Raw genomic sequence first — 21123 nt, 5'->3', positions numbered from 1 at the left:
AGATTGACCGGGGCAGCGGACGGACCCGGCCGGTCAGGGGGGCGACGGTTCATGAAGAGCGACGACGTGCACGGCGTGCGGGGCGCGAGCGGTGACCCGCTCGATGTGCGGGACGAGGACGGTACGCGGCGGGGGCACGTCGGCCCCGACGGCGCGTCCCGGCACGTGGTGCCGCGCCCGGCCGGACCGCCGCCCGCCGCCCCGCCCAGGCCCGCAGGGCCTCCCCCCGCGGCGTCGCCGTCCGCCGCGCCGCCGATGCCCGCCGGGCTTCCGCGGACCGGGCCGTCGGTCGCCGAGTGGCTGAACGCCCTCCGCCCCGCCGCCGCGCCCGGCATCTGGCGGTACGGCTACGTGCCGCGCCCCGCCGAGAAGCCGCCCCGGCCCTCCCTGCTCGGGCCGCTGATCGCGCTGGGACTCTGGCTGCTGATCTGGGCGCTGCTCGCGGACTTCCGCATCCCGTACGTGAAGGTGCCCCTGGTGGCGATCACGCCGGGGGACTGGTGGGTGTTCGAGACGCTGCGGGCGGACTACGTCCCGCGCGCCGCGTACAGCATCGAGACGCTCTACTACCAGCTGCTGGTGCTGCTCGCCGGGCTGTGGGCCGCCCGCCTCGGGCACTGGTCCGGGATCTTCCGCCACTGGGCGGGACCGAACACGGACCGGGCCCGGCTGTGGGTCTCGGGCCTCGGCGCGCTGTTCGCGCTGTGGCTGGTCGGGAACGGCACGGTGCCCCTGCTGGACGTCGTCCTCTATCTGATCCCGCAGAGCTGGCTGCAGGGCGGCGGCAGCGCGTACCTGGCGGCGGTGGTCGCCTACGGCGCCTACGCCCTGGTCATCGCCGCGGTCGTGTGGCCCTTCGCCCGGGCCGGACGCTGGCGCGCGGCCCTCCGCGCCCGGTCGGCGCGCCGCGCGGCCGCGCGTCCTGCGGGCGGCCTTCCGGCGGCCGTTCCCCCCGCGGCCGGTCAGGGACCGTCGCCCGCGTCCGGGACGGACGCCGCCCGGTGGCCCGCGCTGCGGGCCGCGGGACTCACCGCCGCGGCGGACGTGCTCACCTCGGCCGTGCGCGGCGGGCGTCTGAACGACGTGGACTGCGTGCGCGTCCACCACGCCTGGACACGGGCCCGGTCCCGCCACGACGGCCCGGCGTCCTTCGCCGAGACGGTGGCGCGCCGGGGCGCCGACGCCTTCCTTCACCCCTCGGGCCACCGCGACCTCCCCCTGCGCACCGCCCGCCACGACCTGCTGACCGGTCAGGTCCGCATCGGCGGCTGCGCCGACGACGAACGCAACCCCTACGCGCGCCGGGGCTCGGGGGTCGCCCTGGACCCCGCCGTGCTGGGCACGTCCCTGCTGGCGGTCGGCCCGCCCGGCGCGGGCAAGACGACCGGGCTGGTGCGTCCCGTCGTCGAGACGCTCGCCCTCCAGGCGCTGACCGGCGCGGTGGCGGTGCTCGCCGTCGGTGCGGCGGGCACGCCGCTGGGGCCCGACGAGGCGTACGACGTCGTCGTCAGGATCGGCGACCCCTCGTCCGTCCACGACTTCGACCTGTACGGCGGATCGACCGATCCCGACGAGGCCGCGGCCACCCTCGCGGAAGGGCTGGCCGGGGACATCCCCGAACTGGACGGCCGGCGCGCGGCCCTGGCCCTGGGACAACTGCTCGGCCCCTACCGGACGGTCCACGGGCACTTCCCGTCCGTACCCGAACTGCGGGAACTGCTCGCGGGGGACGAGAGGGCCCTCGGCGCACTGCGGCAGGAGCTGGAGGCGGGCGGCCACGCCGCGATGCTCCGCGAACTCGACGCCCGGACCCGGCAGGCGGGCGCCGGGTCGGACCCCTCGGCGCTGCTCGCCGACCGCGTCGCCCTCCTCGACCGGCCCGCGTTCGCCGGGTTCTTCGCGACCGGGGAGGACGCACGGCCCTTCTCCCTGCGTGCTTTCGGACAGCATCCGCTCAGGGTCCGGATCGACCTCCCGGAACGCGCCCACGCCGCCGCGTCCAGGGTGCTGGCCCGCCTCGTCCTCGCGCAGTTCAACGCGATGGCCGAGACCCGCACCGACCGGTCGGCGTTCGCCTGCCTGGTGCTGGACGACGCGACCCACACCCTCACCGCCCGGACCATCCAGGGGATCAGGGGACTCAGGCCGCTGAACGCCGGCGCGGTGCTCGCCCTGCGCACCGTCGACGACGTCCCCGAGGGGCTGCACGCGTCCCTGCTGGGCGCGGTGGGCTGCGGGATGATCTTCTCGGGCGTCACCACCTGGGACGGGAAGCGGTTCTCGGAGACCTGGGGCAAGGAGTGGGTCTCGGTCCGCGAGGTGGCCCAGCACGGGGTCTTCGCCGACCAGCCGTTCACCCGGGCCATGCACGCGCTGCGCAAGCTCGCCACCGGCAAGGCGGTCACCGTCGACGCCGTCACCGTGCGCCAGGTGGAGCGCGAACGCTGGTCCGCCTCCGCGCTCGCCTACGAACTGCCCCCGGGACATGCGGTGCTCTCGCTGACGACGGTCGACGGTGAGCACGCGCCGCCGCTGCTGGTGCGGCTGGGCGACTGACCCCGGGGGGCCGGGCGACCGGCCCGGGAAGCACGGGGCGACGGCGCCGGTACCCGCGGGCGGCGGTGGCGGCGCGGCCGAGCCGTCGCCGCGGACTGCGCCGCCCTGGCAGAATTGAGGACAGCCGTTCATACGGGACGGCGAAAAACGACTGCCCGAGGTCCCACGGTCCCCATGCCCCCCACTCTTGCCTCGCTCGTCCAGCACTCGGCGCTCAGACTCAGGGTGCGAGCGGCGGCGGACCGGCTCGACGTGCCCGTCCGCTGGGCCCACGCCAGCGAACTGCCCGATCCGGTCCCGTACATGGAGGGCGGGGAGTTCCTGCTCGTCACCGCCACCAACCTGGACGCCGAGAACCCCGAGGCGATGCGGCGGTACGTGCGGCGGCTGGCCGGGGCCGGGGTCGTCGGCCTGGGCTTCGCCGTCGGCGTGAACTACGACGAGGTGCCGCGCGCCCTGATCGATGCCGCGGAGGAGGCGGGCCTCCCGCTGCTGGAGGTGCCGCGCCGCACCCCGTTCATCGCCATCGCCAAGGCCGTCTCCTCGGCGATCGCCGCCGACCAGTACCAGGCGGTGACGGCCGGGTTCGCCGCCCAACGGGAGCTGACCAAGGCCGCGGTGTCGGGCGACGGCCCCGCTGAACTCCTCGCCCGGCTCGCCGCGCACGTCGACGGCTGGGCCGCGCTCTACGACACCTCCGGCGCCGTCGTCGCCGCGGCCCCCGAATGGGCCGCCCGCCGGGCCGCCCGGCTCACGCCCGACGTGGAGCGGCTGCGCGAGCGCCCCGCCCCGGCCAGTGTGGTCGTGGGCGGCACCGACGACCGGGTCGAGCTCCAGACCCTGGGCACCGGCCGCCGGGTCCGGGGCGCGCTGGCCGTCGGCACCGGCGCGGCACTCGGCACCGCCGAGCGGTACGCGGTGCACTCGGCGGTCGCCCTGCTGACCCTCACCACCGCCCGCTCCCGCTCCCTCCAGGGCGCCGAGCAGCGGCTGGGCACGGCCGTGCTGCGGATGCTGCTCGCCGGCCGGCCGGACCACGCCAGGGCCGTCGCCGGGGACCTGTACGGGGAACTGCTCGACGCCCCGTTCCGGCTGCTCATCGCCGAGGTGGACGGCCCCCGCGCGCCGGTGGCGCTGGGCGAGGCGCTGGAGGCCGCGGCCTTCCGGACCGGTGAGGCGCTGCTGGCCGTCCCCGAGGGCCATCGGCTCGTCGTCCTCGCCGCGGACGGGGGAGCGGTGGTCGCCGCCTGCACGGTGTACGCGGAGGCACAGCAGGCCAGGGAGACCTGTGAGACGCGTCCGGCGCGCGAACCGGCACAGGAGGACCGGGTGGTCATGGGCCTCTCCGCACCGTCGGGCCTCACCACCGTCTCCGCCGCCCACAAGCAGGCCGAGCAGGCGCTGTCGGTGGCCCGGCGCCGGGGCAGGGCACTGGTCGAGCACGAGGAACTGGTGGCGGGCTCCGTGCTGCCGCTGCTGGCCGACGACGCCGTCCGCGCCTTCGCCGACGGAATGCTCCGGGCGCTGCGCGAGCACGACGCGAAGGGGCGCGGCGACCTGGTCGCCTCGCTGCGCGCCTGGCTCTCCCACCACGGCCAGTGGGACGCCGCCGCGGCGGAGCTGGGCGTGCACCGCCACACCCTGCGCTACCGGATGCGCCGGGTGGAGGAGATCCTCGGCCGCTCGCTGGACGACCCGGACGTGCGGATGGAGCTGTGGCTGGCCCTGAAGGCCACGAGCACCCCGCCCGCGCAGGAGACGCCGCCCGGGCACTAGTGCCGCGGCAGGCAACGTTTGCCCGTCAAGGAGCGCGTCCGGTACGTGCTCTCGGTGTGCCGGCCGGAAGCCCTCGTACTGGATGTACTTGGGATTTCGGCCGGTGCGGCGAGAGGGCGTGCCGGGCGTCGCGACGGGGCGAACGTTGCCTGATGCGGCACTAGTTGTTCTGTCCCGGCAACGTTTGCCCCGTCGCACCGGTCCGGCACGCACTCCCCCAAGGCCTCAAGGGCCAGGGGGGACCCCTTCGGCGTTGGCCGAGAGCCCACGTAGCCCTTCCCCGAGCTCTCGACTTCGTTCGAGCGGGGGAGACCCCATCCGAGGGCTTTCGGCCGCCTTGCGATCAATGGGGTCTCCCTCGAACAAGGCTGAGAGCTTGGGGAAGCACCGGACGACGCTCCTTCCGGGCAAACCTTGCCGGTCACGGCACCAGACCGTGTCGTCGAAGTGCCGTCGTCCGGCCGGAGGCCGGGCCGTGCGGCGTCCGGTGCGGGCGTTCGGGAGGCGGGGGATCGTCCTGGTACCGGGACGCACGAGGCCGGGTCCGACAACGCCGCGAGCGCGTGCGCCAGGCGTCGCACGGCGGGGCGGCACTTCGGAGGTACGGCCCGGCGGCCCTCCCGGCGACGTCCGCCCCGTCGCGCCGAGAAGTGTCCCCGGTCACGCGACGCATCGGACAATCCGTAGAAAGCCCGGGGCGCACTGCTCCACGTCGGACAAACGCCAGGCCGGGCGTTCGGCCCTACGGTGGGGTGCAGCACACCCCACGACTCCGAAGGGCCGGAACCTCCATGACTTCCACCCACGCCTTCTGGCTCGCCGGCCGCCGGGCCACCGGTGAGGACAGCTTCGACGTCACCAACCCCTGGGACGGCAGGCTCGTCGGCACCGTCGGCGTGCCGACCGACGCGCAGATCGAGGAGGCCGTCGCGGCCGCGCACGCCGTGCGCGAGGAGTTCGCCGCGACCCCGGCCCACGTCCGTGCCGCCGCCCTCGACCACGTCGTACGGCGCCTGGTGGAGCGCACCGAGGAGATCGCCCAGCTGATCTCCGCCGAGAACGGCAAGCCCATCAAGTGGGCCCGCGGCGAGGTCGGCCGCGCCGTCTCCGTGTTCCGGTTCGCCGCCGAGGAGACCCGCCGCTTCAACGGCGGCGACGCCCAGCGCCTCGACACCGACGCAGGCGGCACCGGCCGCCTCGGCCTGACCCGTCGCTTCCCGCGCGGCCCGGTCCTCGGCATCGCCCCGTTCAACTTCCCGCTGAACCTGAGCGCCCACAAGGTCGCCCCGGCCATCGCCGTCGGCGCCCCGATCATCCTGAAGCCCGCCCCGGCCACCCCGATCTCCTCGCTGGTCCTGGGCGAGATCCTGGCCGAGACCGACCTTCCGGCCGGTTCGTGGTCCGTGCTGACCGTCCCCAACGACCGGATGCCCGACCTGGTCCAGGACGAGCGCCTGCCCGTCATCTCCTTCACCGGTTCCGGCCCGGTCGGCTACTCGATCCTGGAGTCGGTGCCGCGCAAGCACTGCACCCTGGAGCTCGGCGGCAACGCCGCCGCCGTCGTCCTCGGCGACTACGCCTCCGAGGAGGACCTGGACTGGGCCGCGAACCGCATCGCGACCTTCTCGAACTACCAGGCCGGCCAGTCCTGCATCTCGGTGCAGCGCGTCATCGCGGACGCCTCGGTGTACGACCGGCTCGTCCCGAAGATCGTCGCGGCCGTCGAGGCCCAGGTCACCGGCGACCCGTCCGACGCCGCCACCGAGGTCGGCCCGCTGGTCAGCGAGGACGCCGCCAAGCGCGTCGAGTCCTGGGTCGACGAGGCCGTACAGGGCGGCGCCCAGCTGCTCGCGGGTGGCAAGCGGGACGGCGCCACCTACGCGCCGACGGTCCTCGCGGACCTGCCGCAGGACGTCACCCTCGCCCACGAGGAGGTCTTCGGACCGGTCCTCTCGGTGCAGAAGGTGGACGGCGAGGCCGAGGCGTTCGCCGCCGTCAACTCCTCCAAGTACGGCCTCCAGGCCGGTGTGTTCACGCACGACCTGCAGACCGCCTTCCGCGCCCACCGCGCCCTGGAGGTCGGCGGCGTGATCATCGGCGACGTCCCCTCCTACCGCGCGGACCAGATGCCGTACGGCGGCGCCAAGCAGTCCGGCGTCGGCCGCGAGGGCGTCCGCTACGCGATGGAGGACTACACCTACGAGCGCGTGCTGGTCCTCACCGGCCTCGCCCTCTAGGGCGCGTTGCGAAAGTAGCGTCGCCCGCCCCAAGGGCGGGCGAGACGGGACTTTCGCAACACGCCCTGGGTCCCGGAACCCGGAACCGGAACGACACCCGGCCCACCGGTACCGCCCGCTCCCATCCGCCTGGACAGCGGGGGGCGGGCGGCGAGGGAGGCGGCCGCAGCCCACTGTGCGGGGGCTGCGGCCGCTTTCGCGTGTCCGCGCCCTCCCGGCCGTACGCGCGTGCGCGGGGCGGGAGGCGGACGCGCGCTCCGCGTGCACTCCCGGGCCGCCCTGTCACCGCGGGAACGGCCGACGGGGTGGCCGCCGACCCGATCGGCGGCCGCGAATGGCGGCGGGCCCGCGCATCGGGTAGATCAGGACACGTAGCACCGTTCGGTACGGCACGGCAGGCATCCCCGCCCCCGCCCGGACCGGCCGCGTCCGCCCACCCCCCACGCTGCGGCGAGGTGAGTTCCTCATGTCCGCCCCATCCGCACCCAAGAACACCTCCGCGGTCACCGAGCGCGAGGCGCGCCGGGTGGCCGAGGCCGCCCGCGAACAGGACTGGCACAAGCCCAGTTTCGCCAAGGAACTCTTCCTCGGGCGTTTCCGGCTCGACCTGATCCACCCGCACCCGCTGCCGTCCCCGGACGACGTCCGGCGCGGCGAGGCGTTCCTCGCCCGGCTGCGCGAGTTCTGCGAGACCGAGGTCGACGGCGCCCTCATCGAGCGCGAGGCCCGGATCCCCGACGAGGTCATCAACGGCCTCAGGGAACTCGGCGCGCTCGGGATGAAGATCGAACCGAAGTACGGCGGGCTCGGGCTGACCCAGCTCTACTACAACAAGGCCCTCACGCTGGTCGGCTCGGTCAGCCCGGCGCTCGGCGCGCTGCTCTCCGCCCACCAGTCCATCGGCGTACCGCAGCCGCTGAAGCTCTTCGGCACCCAGGAGCAGAAGGACGCGTTCCTGCCGCGGCTGGCGAGCACCGACATCTCGGCGTTCCTGCTCACCGAACCGGACGTCGGCTCCGACCCGGCCCGGCTGGCCACCTCGGCGGTCCCGGACGGCCAGGACTACGTCCTCGACGGCGTGAAGCTGTGGACCACCAACGGCGTCGTCGCCGACCTGCTCGTCGTGATGGCACGCGTCCCCGAGTCCGACGGCCACAGGGGCGGCATCACCGCGTTCGTCGTCGAGGCGGACTCCCCGGGCATCACCGTCGAGCACCGCAACGCCTTCATGGGCCTGCGCGGCATCGAGAACGGTGTCACCCGCTTCCACCGCGTCCGGGTCCCGGCCGCGAACCGCATCGGACCCGAGGGCGCCGGGCTCAGGATCGCCCTGACCACGCTCAACACCGGACGGCTCTCGCTGCCCGCCATGTGTGTCGGCGCCGGGAAATGGTGCCTCACGATCGCCCGCGAGTGGTCGGCGGTGCGCGAACAGTGGGGCCGTCCGGTCGCCCGGCACGAGGCCGTCGGCGCCAAGATCTCCTACATCGCCGCGACCACCTTCGCCCTGGAGGCGATGGTCGACCTCGCCTCCCAGATGGCCGACGAGAACCGCAACGACATCCGGATCGAGGCGGCCCTCGCCAAGCTGTACGGCTCCGAGACGGGCTGTCTGATGGCCGACGAACTCGTCCAGATCCGCGGTGGGCGGGGCTTCGAGACCGCCGCGTCCCTCGCCGCCCGCGGCGAACGCGCCGTCCCCGCCGAGCAGCTCCTGCGCGACCTGCGGATCAACCGGATCTTCGAGGGCTCCACCGAGATCATGCACCTGCTGATCGCCCGGGAGGCCGTCGACGCCCACCTGAAGGTCGCCGGGGACATCATCGACCCCGACAAGCCCCTTGCCGCCAAGGCGAGGGCAGGGGCGAACGCGGCCGGCTTCTACGCCCGCTGGCTGCCCCGGCTCGTCGCCGGACCGGGGCAACTGCCGCGCACGTACGGGGAGTTCACCCACCCCGGGCTCCCGGACCTCTCCTCCCACCTGCGGTACGTCGAACGCTGCTCACGCAAGCTCGCGCGCTCCATCTTCTACGCCATGTCGCGCTGGCAGGGCCGGATGGAGACCAAACAGGGCTTCCTCGGCCGGATCGTGGACATCGGCGCGGAACTCTTCGCGACGAGCGCCGCCTGCGTCCGCGCCGAGCACCTGCGTTCCTCCGGCGACCACGGCCGCGAGGCGTACCGGCTCGCCGACACCTTCTGCCGGCAGTCCCGCATCCGGGTCGAGGAACTCTTCACCCGCCTGTGGTCCAACACCGACGACCAGGACCGGCGTCTGGTCGACGGCATCCTGTCCGGCGCCTACACCTGGCTGGAGGAGGGCGTCATCGACCCGAGCGACGACGGCCCGTGGATCGCCGACGCCACCCCGGGGCCCAGTGCCCGGGAGGACGTCCGCCGCCGCGTGCGCTGACCGGGCGGCCGGGCCGCGAGCCACCGGGCCGCCGAGCCGCCCGAGTGGGCTCGGCGGCCCACCCGACCGGCCGCCCGGCCGGGCACGGGGGACGCCCTGTCCACGGGCCCGGCCGATGCGGCAACAATGGGGGGCATGAGCGACAGCCCTGCCCCCCTTGCCGACCCGCACCTCGTCTTCGATGCCGCGGAAGGCCGCCGGGATCTCGTCATCCTCGGCTCCACCGGTTCCGTCGGCACCCAGGCCATCGACCTGGTGCTGCGCAACCCCGACCACTTCCGCGTCACCGGCCTCGCCGCCGCGGGCGGACGGGTCGGCCTTCTCGCCGAGCAGGCGCATCGACTGCGGGTGCGTGCCGTCGCCGTCTCCGCGCCGGACGCCGTACCGGCCCTCCGCGAGGCGCTGCGCGAACGGTACGGGGCGGGCGAACCGCTCCCCGAGATCCTCGCCGGGCCCGACGCGGCGTCCGAACTCGCCGCCACCGACTGCCACACCGTGCTCAACGGGATCACCGGCTCCATCGGTCTCGCCCCCACCCTCGCCGCCCTCGGCGCGGGCCGCACCCTCGCCCTCGCCAACAAGGAGTCGCTGATCGTCGGCGGCCCGCTGGTGAAGGAGCTGGCCAAGCCCGGCCAGATCATCCCGGTCGACTCCGAGCACGCCGCCCTCTTCCAGGCCCTGGGCGCGGGCACCCGTGCCGACGTGCGCAAGCTCGTCGTCACCGCGTCCGGCGGCCCCTTCCGGGGCCGCACCCGCGCGGAGCTGGCCGGCGTCACCCGCGAGGAGGCCCTGGCCCACCCGACCTGGGCCATGGGACCGGTCATCACGATCAACTCCGCCACCCTCGTCAACAAGGGCCTGGAGGTCATCGAGGCGCATCTCCTCTACGACATTCCGTTCGACCGGATCGAGGTCGTGGTGCATCCCCAGTCGTACGTGCACTCGATGGTGGAGTTCACCGACGGCTCCACCCTCGCCCAGGCCACGCCCCCGGACATGCGGGGTCCGATCGCCATCGGCATCGGCTGGCCCCGGCGCATCCCGGACGCCGCGCCCGCCTTCGACTGGTCCAAGGCGTCCAGCTGGGAGTTCTTCCCCCTCGACGACGAGGCGTTCCCCTCCGTGGGACTCGCCCGGCACGTGGGCACGCTCGGCTCCACCGCCCCCGCCGTCTTCAACGCCGCGAACGAGGAGTGCGTCGACGCGTTCCTGTCGGGAAGGCTGCCGTTCACCGGCATCATGGATACGGTCACGGCGGTGGTGGCCGAACACGGCACCCCCGCCGCGGGAACTTCGCTCACGGTCGCAGACGTCCTGGAAGCGGAGACCTGGGCCCGCGCCCGGGCCCGTGAACTCTCGGCGAAGGCGACAGCGGAGGCGCGCGCATGAGCATTTCGACGGTCCTGTTGACGATTCTCGGCATCGCCGTCTTCGTCATCGGCCTGCTGTTCTCCATCGCCTGGCACGAACTCGGGCACCTGTCGACCGCGAAGCTCTTCGGGATCCGGGTCCCCCAGTACATGGTCGGCTTCGGACCGACGATCTGGTCACGGAAGAAGGGCGACACCGAGTACGGGATCAAGGCGATCCCGGCCGGCGGCTACATCCGCATGATCGGCATGTTCCCGCCGGGACCGGACGGCCGGCTGGAGGCCCGTTCCACGTCCCCGTGGCGCGGCATGATCGAGGACGCCCGGTCCGCCGCCTTCGAGGAACTCGAACCCGGCGACGAGAAGCGGCTCTTCTACACGCGCAAGCCGTGGAAGCGCGTCATCGTGATGTTCGCCGGACCGTTCATGAACCTGGTCCTCGCCGTCGGCATCTTCCTCGGCGTGGCCATGACGTTCGGGTTCCAGACCCAGACCACCGAGGTCGCGGGCGTCCAGAAGTGCGTGATCCCGCAGAGCGAGAACCGCGACACCTGCAAGAAGTCCGACGACGTCTCGCCCGCACAGGCCGCCGGGCTCCGGAAGGGCGACCGGATCGTCGCCTTCGACGGCCAGAAGGTCGACGACTGGGCCACGCTCTCCGAGAAGATCCGCGACACCATCGGCCCGGCCACCATCACCGTCCAGCGCGACGGCCAGGAGGAGACCCTCCACGCCGTGCTCAAGGAGAACGCGGTCGCCAAGAAGGACTCCCGGGGCGAGGTCGTCCCCGGCGAGTACGTGAAGGCCGGCTACCTCGGCTTCGCCGCGCAGACCGAGATCGTCCCGCTCTCCTTCGGCGACTCGGTGGTCCGCATGGGAGACATGATCGAGAACGGCGTCGACTCGATCATCGCCCTCCCGTCCAAGATTCCCGGACTGTGGGACGCCGCCTTCGGCGACGGCGAACGGGCGGCCGACTCGCCGGTGGGCGTCGTGGGCGCGGCCAGGATCGGCGGCGAGGTGATGACGCTGGACGTTCCGGCGCAGAACCAGGTCGCGATGATGCTGTTCCTGCTGGCGGGTTTCAACCTCTCGCTGTTCCTCTTCAACATGCTGCCGCTGCTGCCGCTCGACGGCGGTCACATCGCCGGGGCGCTCTGGGAGGCGCTGCGCCGCAACGTGGCCCGGGTCTTCAGGAGGCCCGACCCCGGCCCCTTCGACGTGGCCAAGCTGATGCCGGTCGCCTACGTCGTGGCGGGCGTCTTCATCTGCTTCACGCTGCTGGTGCTGGTCGCCGACATCGTGAACCCGGTCAAGATCACCTGACCGGCCGACCCGGCCGAAGCACCCCGGAGGACCGGCCGGTGCACCAACGGTGACGGCCCGGCACACAGCGTGTGTCCGGGCCGTACCGGAACGCGGCGCTCCAGGGTGCAGTGTGCTCCGGGGCGCTCCCGGTGCCGTAATCTCGAAGGCCGGAGCCCGCCGAACTCGGGACCTCGATCCACACCTTGGGGATGCTCAGCGCATGACTGCGATTTCTCTCGGAATGCCGTCCGTTCCGACCAAGCTCGCCGACCGGAGGGTCAGCCGCCAGATCCAGGTCGGGTCGGTCGCGGTGGGCGGGGACGCGCCGGTGTCGGTGCAGTCGATGACCACGACCCGTACGTCGGACGTGGGCGCGACGCTGCAGCAGATCGCGGAGCTGACGGCGTCGGGCTGCCAGATCGTGCGCGTGGCGTGCCCGACGCAGGACGACGCGGACGCGCTCGCGATCATCGCGAGGAAGTCGCAGATCCCGGTGATCGCGGACATCCACTTCCAGCCGAAGTACGTCTTCGCGGCCATCGAGGCCGGATGTGCCGCGGTCCGTGTGAACCCGGGCAACATCAAGAAGTTCGACGACCAGGTCAAGGAGATCGCCAAGGCGGCGAAGGACCACGGCACCCCGATCCGCATCGGTGTGAACGCGGGCTCCCTGGACCGCCGTCTGCTCCAGAAGTACGGCAAGGCGACCCCCGAGGCGCTCGTCGAGTCCGCGCTGTGGGAGGCGTCCCTCTTCGAGGAGCACGACTTCCGCGAGATCAAGATCTCGGTGAAGCACAACGACCCGGTGGTCATGGTGAACGCCTACCGCCTGCTCGCCGAGAAGTGCGACTACCCGCTGCACCTCGGCGTCACGGAGGCCGGCCCCGCCTTCCAGGGCACGATCAAGTCGGCGGTCGCCTTCGGCGCCCTGCTCTCCGAGGGCATCGGCGACACCATCCGCGTCTCCCTCTCGGCCCCGCCGGTCGAGGAGATCAAGGTCGGCAACCAGATCCTGGAGTCCCTCAACCTCAGGCCCCGCCGCCTGGAGATCGTCTCCTGCCCGTCCTGCGGCCGCGCCCAGGTCGACGTCTACAAGCTCGCCGAGGAGGTCACGGCCGGCCTCGACGGCATGGAGGTCCCGCTGCGCGTGGCCGTGATGGGCTGCGTCGTCAACGGTCCCGGCGAGGCCCGCGAGGCCGACCTGGGCGTGGCCTCGGGCAACGGCAAGGGCCAGATCTTCGTGAAGGGCGAGGTCATCAAGACCGTCCCCGAGTCGAAGATCGTCGAGACCCTGATCGAAGAGGCCATGAAGATCGCCGAGCAGATGGAGAAGGACGGCATCGCCTCCGGCGAGCCCGAGGTCTCCGTCGGCTGAGCCCCCGGCACGGCCGCCGGGACCCGCACGCACCCGCGTCGGGAGCACCCGGGAACGGCCGCCGGGACCCCGCGCACCACGGCGCCCCGCCGGACGGACATCCGTCCGGCGGGGCGCCGCGCCGTGACCGGACCCGCCCCGTCCCGCGGCCCCGGTCCCCCTCAGGGGCGGCGCCGCACAGCCTCTTTGGGTACAGTGCGGAAATCAGCAGACCGCATGGTGAGGCCCCCTCGTGTTGACGCAGACGACCACCCGGGTCCTCGAACCCAGCGACCTCGGCGCCGCTCTCGCCGTACTGGAGAGCGACCCCGTCGCCAACGCCTTCGTGACGTCCCGGGTCCGGATAGCGGGACTCGACCCCTGGCGCCTCGGCGGCGAGATGTGGGGCTGGTACGCCGACGGACGGCTGCACTCGCTGTGCTACTCCGGCGCCAACCTCGTACCGATCTGCGCGGGCCCCGAGGCCGTCCGGGCCTTTGCCGACCGCGCCCGACGGGCCGGCCGCCGCTGCTCCTCGATCGTCGGCCCCGCCGAACCCACCGCACGGCTGTGGCAGCTGCTCGAACCCGGCTGGGGCCCCGCCCGCGAGGTCCGCGCCCACCAGCCGCTCATGGTCACCGAGAGCCCGTCCGCCGACATCGCCCCCGACCCCCTGGTCCGCCGCATCCGCAAGGACGAGATGGACGTCCTGATGCCGGCCTGCGTGGCGATGTTCACCGAAGAGGTCGGCGTCTCCCCGCTCGCGGGCGACGGCGGACTCCTCTACCAGGCACGCGTCGCCGAACTCATCGGCGCCGGCCGCTCGTTCGCCCGGATCGAGGACGGCAAGGTCGTCTTCAAGGCGGAGATCGGCGCGGCCACTCCGCAGGCCTGCCAGATCCAGGGCGTCTGGGTCGCCCCCGAACACCGCGGACGCGGCCTCTCGGAGACGGGGATGGCGGCGGTCCTGCGCTACGCCCTGGCCGATGTCGCCCCCGTCGTCAGCCTCTACGTGAACGACTTCAACACCCCCGCCCGCCGGGCGTACGCCCGAGTCGGCTTCCGCGAGACCGGCGCGTTCATGAGCGTGCTGTTCTGACCGGCCGGCCGTCGACGGCGTGGGCACGCGTACGCCGGGGCCCGGCACCCGGCCGTACCGCCCGTCCCTCCGGGGCCAGTAGGGTCGGCCCCATGGCAGCAGTTCCCGGGGACGGCCCCCGCACTCCCAGCGTCCGGATCGGCCCGGTCGATCTCGCCGCGCGCGTGGACGAGGCGCTCGCCGTGCAGGCCGTCGCCTTCGGCCTCGGTCCGGAGGAGGTCGAGGTACGCCGCCACATCGTCCTGCGGCACCTCGACCACCCGCACGCCCGAGCCCTCGGCGCCACCACGCCCGACGGCCGGCTCGTCGGTTTCGTCTACGGCATGCCCAACGAACGCACCCACTGGTGGTCCACCGTCGTCGAGCCCTACCTCCGCGCCACCGACTGCGCGCACTGGCTGGACGACTCCTTCGTCATCACCGAACTGCACGTCCTGCCCGGGTTCCAGAACCGCGGCATCGGCCGCTCCCTGATCACCGCCCTCACGGACGCCGCCGACCAGCCCCGCTCCATCCTCTCCGCGATCGACACGGACAGCCCGGCACGCGGTCTGTACCGCAGCCTGGGCTACCGGGACCTGGCCCGGCAGGTGCACTTCCCCAGCGCCCCCAAGCCGTACGCGGTGATGGGAGCACCGCTCCCGCTGCGCCGCGAGGGGTAGCGCCGGGAGCACGCGGGGCAGGAGCGGGGAGCCGCGCGGCGGAGGCCGGAGCCGCGCGGGGGACGGGCCCGGGAGCCGTGCGCGGGGCGGGCCGCGGCGCCAATCGATTTCCGCCCGACCGGGCCGCCCGGCTAACCTCCTGCTCATCACCCTTTCCGAGCAGGAGTTCATCATGGCCCAGGTCCAGCGCATGTCCCGATTGATGATCAAGACACTGCGCGACGACCCGGCGGACGCCGAGACGCTCAACCACAAGCTGCTCGTCCGGGCCGGATACGTTCGTCGCACCGCCGCCGGGATCTGGACCTGGCTGCCGCTCGGCAAGAAGGTCCTGGACAACATCACCCGCGTCGTGCGCGAGGAGATGGACGCCATCGGCGGCCAGGAGGTCCTGCTCCCGGCGCTGCTCCCCAAGGAGTCGTACGAGGCCAGCGGCCGCTACGACGAGTACGGCGCCCTGCTGTTCCGGCTGAAGGACCGCAAGGGTGCCGACTACCTCCTCGGCCCCACCCACGAGGAGATCTTCACCCAGGTCGTCAAGGATCAGATCACGTCCTACAAGGACCTGCCCGTGATCCTGTACCAGATCCAGACCAAGTACCGGGACGAGGCCCGCCCGCGCGCCGGCGTGCTGCGCGGCCGCGAGTTCCAGATGAAGGACTCGTACTCCTTCGACACCACGGACGAGGGCCTCGCCGAGGCGTATCAGTTGCACCGCGGCGCCTACATCCGTATCTTCGAGCGGCTCGGCCTCGACTACCGCATCGTCTCCGCCGTCTCCGGCGCCATGGGCGGCTCCGCCTCCGAGGAGTTCCTGGCCCCCGCCCCGGCCGGTGAGGACACCTTCGTCGACTGCCCCGCCTGCGACTACGCCGCAAACACCGAGGCCGTGACCTTCGAGGGCGCCCCGGCGGACGGCTCCGCGCACGGTCCGGCCGAGGAGCTGGACACCCCCGACACCCCGACCATCGAGACGCTCGCCGCGCACCTGGGCGTGCCCGCCTCCGCGACGCTGAAGAACCTGCTGGTCAAGGTCGACGGCGAGATCGTCGCGGTGGGCGTGCCCGGCGACCGCGAGGTCGACCTCGGCAAGCTCGGCGAGCACCTGGCCCCCGCCGTCGTCGAACTGGTCACCGCGGAGGACTTCGAGGGCCGCCCCGACCTGGTGCGCGGATACGTCGGCCCGCAGGGCCTCGAGAAGGTCCGCTACATCGCCGACCCGCGCGTCGCCCCCGGCACCTCCTGGATCACCGGCGCCAACAAGCCGGGCACCCACACGAAGAACGTCGTGGTCGGCCGCGACTTCGAGGTCGACGAGTACCTCGACGTGGTCGTCGTCGAGGAGGGCGACCCCTGCCCCCGGTGCGGTGCCGGCCTCAAGCTGGACCGCGCCATCGAGATCGGCCACATCTTCCAGCTGGGCCGCAAGTACGCGGACACCTTCCAGCTCGACGTGCTCGGCCAGAACGGCAAGCCGGTCCGGGTCACCATGGGCTCGTACGGCGTCGGCGTCTCCCGCGCCGTCGCCGCGCTCGCCGAGCAGACCGCCGACGAGCAGGGGCTGTGCTGGCCGCGCGAGATCGCCCCGGCCGACGTCCACGTCGTCGCGGCGGGCAAGGCCCTCCAGACGGAACTCGCCCTCGACGTCTCCGACCGGCTCGCCGCCGCCGGTCTGCGGGTCATGGTCGACGACCGGGCAGGGGTCTCGCCCGGCGTGAAGTTCACCGACGCCGAGCTGATCGGTGTCCCGAAGATCCTGGTCGCCGGCCGCCGCTCGGCCGAAGGCGTCCTGGAGCTCAAGGACCGCCGGACCGGAGAGCGCGAGGAACTCACGGTCGACGAGGCGATCGCCCGCCTCGCCGCCCAGGACTGAGAGCCGGCCGGACGATCTCGGACCGCTCGAAGGCAGTCCGACCCCGGCTCCGGGCCGCACGGCACACGGCAGCCCCCCGCGCGTCGCGCGGGGGGCTGCCGTCGCGCACCCGGGAGATCCCCACGGCCGGGACGCCGGGGACGCCCCGGCCCCCACGGTCTACAGCCAGCCGGCGAACTCCAGCGTCAGCTCGCCCTCCTGGCGGCGGCCCGCCGCCAGCGCCCGGGTGCCCGACTCCACCGCGCGGAACAGCGTCCAGCCGCGCAGCCGCTCCCGGTCCACGTCCAGCGCGTCGGCCAGTTTTCCGATCCGGCGCCGCGCCGACGCCGGACCTGCGGGCGAGGCGATCAGATCCTCGACGCGGTCGCGCACCAGGCGCGCGAGATCGTAGGCCCGCTCGCCGACCAGCGGCTCGGGCCCGACCGTCAGCCAGGGCGCGCGCTCGCCCGCCAGGACCTTGCTCTGCCGGAAGTTCCCGTGCAGCAGCAGGAGTTCGGGGGAGTGGTCGAGCAGCTCGTCGCGCGCCGCGAGCGCCGCGGAGACCAGCGGTTCCAGACCGGGATCGGCCGAGGCGCCGGCACGCATCGGTCCCGCCTGGCGCGCGGTCCGCTCGGCGACCGTCTCGAAGCCGTGCCCGGCCGGCGGCTCCACCCAGAGTCGGCGCACCGTGCCCGCCGCCTCCAGCAGCGCCTTCGCCTCCGGCAGCGAGCGCAGCGACACCTCGGGATGCAACCGCTCCAGCAGCAGCGCGCCGGGGCCGTCGGCGAGCAGCAGTACCGCGCCCCAGCCGTTCCAGTGCGCCAGCGCCGCGCGCTCCTGCTCGGGCGCGGCCCCGGGCGGGGCGATCTTCAGTGCCGCCGGGGTGCCGTCGGAACACGTCACCAGCAGGACCAGACCGCTGCGGCCGCCAGGGGCGACGACCCGGTCGACGGTCGGCTCCCGCCCGGTCGAGGACAGCGCCTCCTCGGTCAGTGCCGGAAGCCGCGCCAGCCAGTCGGCGGCGTCCCCGTACGACTCGCCGAGCGCTCGCACCAGCCGCTGCGGCGGTTCGAAATCCATACGTGTCTTGTTCCCTCTCGAAGCCTCTTCAGTGCGCGGAGCCGGAGCCGTTCCCCGGACCGGCCCCGTCCCCGGCGGCCTTCTTCGCCGCCCCGGCCGTCGCACCGGACCCGTCGGCGGCGTGCTCGACGAGACCGGGGAACGGTACGCCGCTGCCCCGCCAGCGGACCGCGCGCACGGCCGACTCGCGCAGCGCGTCCGCGGCCTGGCGCCGCAGCGGCCCCTCGGCAGCCCGCACGAGGTCGGAGTACACGTCCGCGACCCGGTCCTCCAGCACGGCGGCCAGCCGGACCGCCGCCGCCGCGTCCGGCACCGCGAAGGGCAGAGCGTACGCGGCCCGCGCCGCCACCGGCTGGGCGCCCACGTCGCGGAGCGACCGCACCAGCGCGTCCCGGCGGGCCCGGTGGGCGTGATAGGCCGCGGTGGCCTCGGCCCGGCGGTCCGCCGTGACGCGCCCGCCGACCACGCCGTAGCCGTACACCGCCGCGTGCTCGGCGGCCAGCGCCGCCTGGGCGGCCTTGCGCGTCGCGGCGCTCATGACGGTCCCGTCGTTCATGACGAGGTCTCCTTGGCCAGGTCGGTCAGCAGATAGGCATGGGCCGCGCCGGCCGCCGCGATCGACGCGAGCAGCCGGGCCAGTTCCGGCGGCGCCTCCATGAGCGACGCCAGGTGGGCGTCGGCCGTGCGGCGTTCCGCGTCGGCCAGTTCCTCGACGGCGGCCCGGGCACCGGTCGCGCGCGACCTCGTGGACGTGAGCTCCTGTCCGCCGTCGGGCGCCAGTGTCCTGGTGTGGGCCCGCACGGCGTCGCGCAACGGCGCGAGCCGGGCGGCGATCACCGGATAGGCGCCGACCACGTGCTCGTAGCGGGCCAGCAGTTCCAGACTGGTCCGCGCGGCGCCCGCCCGGAGCCTGCGCTCCGTCCGCATGGCCCGGGCGATCTCGGCGGCGGTCGGCGCGTCGGCCCGGGTGGAGCCCTCGCCTTCCCCGTTCCCGCCGCAGCCGCTCAGGATCGCGCCCATGGCGATCGCCCCCGTCGCGGTCAACGCGCCTCTGCGCGTCGTCCCCGTGCGCCGCACTTGTTTCTCCTTCGGGGTTGGCCCTGTTGTGACTGGATCTGTCCTGAAGTGATCACCGCAGGCGAGCGTACCCGCGGTCGGGGGGCGGGAGGACGGCAACACCCCTCGGGACCGGATACCCTTTGACCTGACACGCGAGATCCCACAACAGCACACGCGGCCGAGGAGTCACCCGGATGAGCACCACCCAGAGCGAAAGGCTGCGCGGGCTGCTCGAACCGCTCGTCAGCGCCGAGCGACTGGACCTCGAGGAGATCGAGGTGAGCCGGGCGGGCCGCCGCCGGGTGCTGCGGGTCGTCGTGGACTCCGAAGAGGGCGTGGAGCTGGACGCCTGCGCCGAGCTGAGCCGCGTGATCTCCCAGAAGCTCGACGAGACCGACGCGATGGGCGAGGGCGAGTACGTCCTCGAAGTCAGTTCCCCCGGTGCCGACCGCCCGCTGACGGAGCACCGCCACTACGTACGCGCCACCGGCCGCTTGGCCAGGCTGCACCTGCGCGAGGGCGGCGAGCTGGTCGCCCGGATCCTCGCCGTGGACGAGGACGGGCTCGACCTGGAGGTGCCGGGCGTCAAGGGCCGTAGGCCCACTTCCCGCCGGATCGCCTTCGACGAGATCGCCAGGGCACGCGTGGAGATCGAATTCAACCGCAAGGACAAGAAGGAAGAGGAGGCGTAGCCGTGGACATCGACGTGAAGCTCTTGAAGGGCTTGGCGCAGGACAAGGAGATCCCCTTCGACGTGCTCGTCGAGGCGATCGAGTCGGCCCTCCTCATCGCCTACCACCGGACCGAGGGAAGCCACCGCCGCGCGCGCGTGGAGATCGACGAGCGCGGCCATGTGACGGTGTGGGCGACGGAGGACCCGGCCGACCTGGAGCCGGGCCAGGAGCCCAAGGAGTTCGACGACACCCCCTCCGGGTTCGGTCGGATCGCCGCGTCCACGGCCAAGCAGGTCATTCTGCAGCGCCTGCGCGACGCGGAGGACGACAAGACGTTCGGGGAGTACGCGGGCCACGAGGGCGACATCGTCAGCGGCGTCGTCCAGCAGGGCAAGGACCCGAAGAACGTGCTGGTCGACATCGGCAAGCTGGAGGCCATCCTGCCGGTGCAGGAACAGGTGCCGGGCGAGGAGTACCCGCACGGCCTGCGCCTGCGCACCTACGTCGTCCGGGTCGTCAAGGGTGTGCGCGGTCCGTCCGTGACGCTGTCGCGCACGCACCCCAATCTGGTGAAGAAGCTCTTCGCGCTGGAGGTCCCGGAGATCGCCGACGGCTCCGTCGAGATCTGCGCGATCGCCCGCGAGGCCGGTCACCGCACCAAGATCGCGGTCCGTTCGACCCGCTCCGGCCTCAACGCCAAGGGCGCCTGCATCGGCCCGATGGGCGGCCGGGTACGCAACGTGATGGCCGAACTCCACGACGAGAAGATCGACATCGTCGACTGGTCGGACGACCCGGCCGAGATGGTCGCCAACGCCCTGTCGCCCGCGCGGGTGAGCAAGGTCGAGATCGTGGACCTCGGCGCCCGGTCCGCCCGGGTGACCGTGCCGGACTACCAGCTCTCGCTCGCGATCGGCAAGGAGGGGCAGAACGCCCGCCTCGCCGCCCGCCTCACCGGCTGGCGTATCGACATCCGCCCGGACACGGAGACGGACGCCGAGCGCGACGTCGCCGACCGGGAGCGGTCCGAGCGGGCCCGTCAGCGGTCGGAGCGCGGCTGATCCGCCCGTCGGGCCGGGCGGGCGTCCGGCCCGACGGCGGGACGGTGTCCGGAGGCGGCGACGGCGGGACGGGAGCACCGGCGCCGGGTGATTTCGCACGGGCCGCGGGAATAATCCCCGGGCGGCGTACCGCTGTGACAACAACATGCGTTCGATTTTTGCCCCAAAGGGGTGAGGTCGATGTGGGGAGGTAGACTTGGACGTGTCTGGCCGGACGCATGCCCGGGCGTGCCCTGAGCGAACCTGCGTGGGATGCCGGGAGCGGGCGGCCAAGCACGAGCTGCTGCGCATCGTCGCGGACGGGGACGCCTGTGTCCCCGATCCTCGCGGTACGCTGCCCGGCCGGGGTGCGTACGTACACCCCGTCTCTGTCTGTCTGGACCTGGCGGTTCGCCGCCGGGCGTTCCCCCGGGCCTTCAAGGCCAAGGGGCCGTTCGACACCACCGCACTGCGGGGGTTCGTCGAGCGGGCGACACCGTAAGAAGTGAACGGCACGGAAAACCCCGTGCGGTCAGGTACCTCGCGAGTTGGAAGTAGGTCGAGATTGCGATGAGCACTCGATGAGTACGCGATGAGTACGCCCATGAAGTAGCGACGGTCCGGCGGTAACCGGACCTAAAAG

General features: G+C 73.1%; 16 protein-coding genes. 13 read left to right on the top strand and 3 right to left on the bottom strand.

Annotated features, from left to right (window positions below):
* The first annotated feature begins 51 nt into the window (after positions 1–51).
* The 10 genes from ACFYY6_RS03680 to ACFYY6_RS03635 all read left to right on the top strand — a co-directional run bounded on the left by ACFYY6_RS03680 (position 52) and on the right by ACFYY6_RS03635 (position 16648).
* Positions 52–2556 carry an ATP/GTP-binding protein gene (locus tag ACFYY6_RS03680; RefSeq protein WP_389191525.1) on the top strand — a complete coding sequence of 835 codons (2505 nt, stop codon included), beginning with the start codon at positions 52–54 and terminating at the stop codon, positions 2554–2556.
* A gap of 174 nt (positions 2557–2730) precedes the next feature.
* Positions 2731–4332, top strand: coding sequence for a PucR family transcriptional regulator (locus ACFYY6_RS03675; protein WP_389191522.1), 1602 nt, complete (start codon positions 2731–2733; stop codon positions 4330–4332).
* A gap of 791 nt (positions 4333–5123) precedes the next feature.
* Positions 5124–6569 carry an aldehyde dehydrogenase family protein gene (locus ACFYY6_RS03670; RefSeq protein ID WP_351525508.1) on the top strand — a complete coding sequence of 482 codons (1446 nt, stop codon included), beginning with the start codon at positions 5124–5126 and terminating at the stop codon, positions 6567–6569.
* Between the two features lie 466 nt (positions 6570–7035).
* Positions 7036–8982 (top strand): acyl-CoA dehydrogenase family protein, encoded by a 1947-nt coding sequence (locus ACFYY6_RS03665; RefSeq protein WP_386608661.1) that lies wholly within the window; start codon positions 7036–7038, stop codon positions 8980–8982.
* 135 nt (positions 8983–9117) lie between these two features.
* Complete coding sequence (gene dxr, locus ACFYY6_RS03660; protein WP_351525510.1) at positions 9118–10371, top strand: 1-deoxy-D-xylulose-5-phosphate reductoisomerase; 1254 nt, start codon at positions 9118–9120, stop codon at positions 10369–10371.
* Positions 10368–11678, top strand: coding sequence for a site-2 protease family protein (locus ACFYY6_RS03655; protein ID WP_351525511.1), 1311 nt, complete (start codon positions 10368–10370; stop codon positions 11676–11678). The genes dxr and ACFYY6_RS03655 overlap by 4 nt, the downstream gene beginning before the upstream one ends.
* A gap of 202 nt (positions 11679–11880) precedes the next feature.
* Complete coding sequence (ispG, locus tag ACFYY6_RS03650) at positions 11881–13035, top strand: flavodoxin-dependent (E)-4-hydroxy-3-methylbut-2-enyl-diphosphate synthase (RefSeq protein ID WP_351525512.1); 1155 nt, start codon at positions 11881–11883, stop codon at positions 13033–13035.
* 232 nt (positions 13036–13267) lie between these two features.
* Positions 13268–14113: a GNAT family N-acetyltransferase gene (locus tag ACFYY6_RS03645; protein ID WP_351526040.1), complete on the top strand. Its 846-nt coding sequence runs from the start codon at positions 13268–13270 to the stop codon at positions 14111–14113.
* A gap of 92 nt (positions 14114–14205) precedes the next feature.
* Positions 14206–14775 (top strand): GNAT family N-acetyltransferase, encoded by a 570-nt coding sequence (locus ACFYY6_RS03640; protein WP_351526038.1) that lies wholly within the window; start codon positions 14206–14208, stop codon positions 14773–14775.
* Positions 14776–14947: 172 nt separating this feature from the next.
* Positions 14948–16648: a proline--tRNA ligase gene (locus tag ACFYY6_RS03635; protein WP_360104182.1), complete on the top strand. Its 1701-nt coding sequence runs from the start codon at positions 14948–14950 to the stop codon at positions 16646–16648.
* 159 nt (positions 16649–16807) lie between these two features.
* On the opposite strand, the gene ACFYY6_RS03630 is transcribed toward ACFYY6_RS03635, so the two are convergent.
* Genes ACFYY6_RS03630 through ACFYY6_RS03620 form a run of 3 tightly spaced genes read right to left on the bottom strand, consistent with a single transcriptional unit; the run spans position 16808 to position 18784 of the window.
* Positions 16808–17707 carry an aminoglycoside phosphotransferase family protein gene (locus ACFYY6_RS03630; protein ID WP_351520444.1) on the bottom strand — a complete coding sequence of 300 codons (900 nt, stop codon included), beginning with the start codon at positions 17705–17707 and terminating at the stop codon, positions 16808–16810.
* A gap of 28 nt (positions 17708–17735) precedes the next feature.
* Entirely contained in the window at positions 17736–18263 is a 528-nt protein-coding gene (locus ACFYY6_RS03625; RefSeq protein ID WP_389191518.1) for a ferritin-like domain-containing protein, read from the bottom strand.
* Positions 18260–18784 carry a hypothetical protein gene (locus ACFYY6_RS03620; RefSeq protein ID WP_351632099.1) on the bottom strand — a complete coding sequence of 175 codons (525 nt, stop codon included), beginning with the start codon at positions 18782–18784 and terminating at the stop codon, positions 18260–18262. Before ACFYY6_RS03620 ends, ACFYY6_RS03625 begins: the two co-directional genes overlap by 4 nt.
* Positions 18785–18960: 176 nt before the next feature.
* Between ACFYY6_RS03620 and rimP the strand changes: the two genes are divergently transcribed.
* The 3 genes from rimP (at position 18961) to ACFYY6_RS03605 (ending at position 20982) form a co-directional block, all read left to right on the top strand.
* Positions 18961–19458, top strand: a complete 498-nt coding sequence (gene rimP / locus ACFYY6_RS03615; protein WP_351520440.1) for a ribosome maturation factor RimP — start codon at positions 18961–18963, stop codon at positions 19456–19458.
* 2 nt (positions 19459–19460) lie between these two features.
* Positions 19461–20501, top strand: coding sequence for a transcription termination factor NusA (gene nusA, locus ACFYY6_RS03610; protein WP_351520439.1), 1041 nt, complete (start codon positions 19461–19463; stop codon positions 20499–20501).
* Positions 20502–20703: 202 nt separating this feature from the next.
* Complete coding sequence (locus ACFYY6_RS03605) at positions 20704–20982, top strand: YlxR family protein (RefSeq protein WP_199883403.1); 279 nt, start codon at positions 20704–20706, stop codon at positions 20980–20982.
* The last annotated feature ends 141 nt before the right edge of the window (positions 20983–21123 follow it).

Origin of the sequence: Streptomyces sp. NPDC001750, from assembly GCF_042892615.1 — a bacterium.
GTDB lineage: Bacteria > Actinomycetota > Actinomycetes > Streptomycetales > Streptomycetaceae > Streptomyces.
The sequence above is the reverse complement of the archived record's forward strand: the minus strand, read 5'-3'. Positions and strand labels throughout refer to the sequence as shown.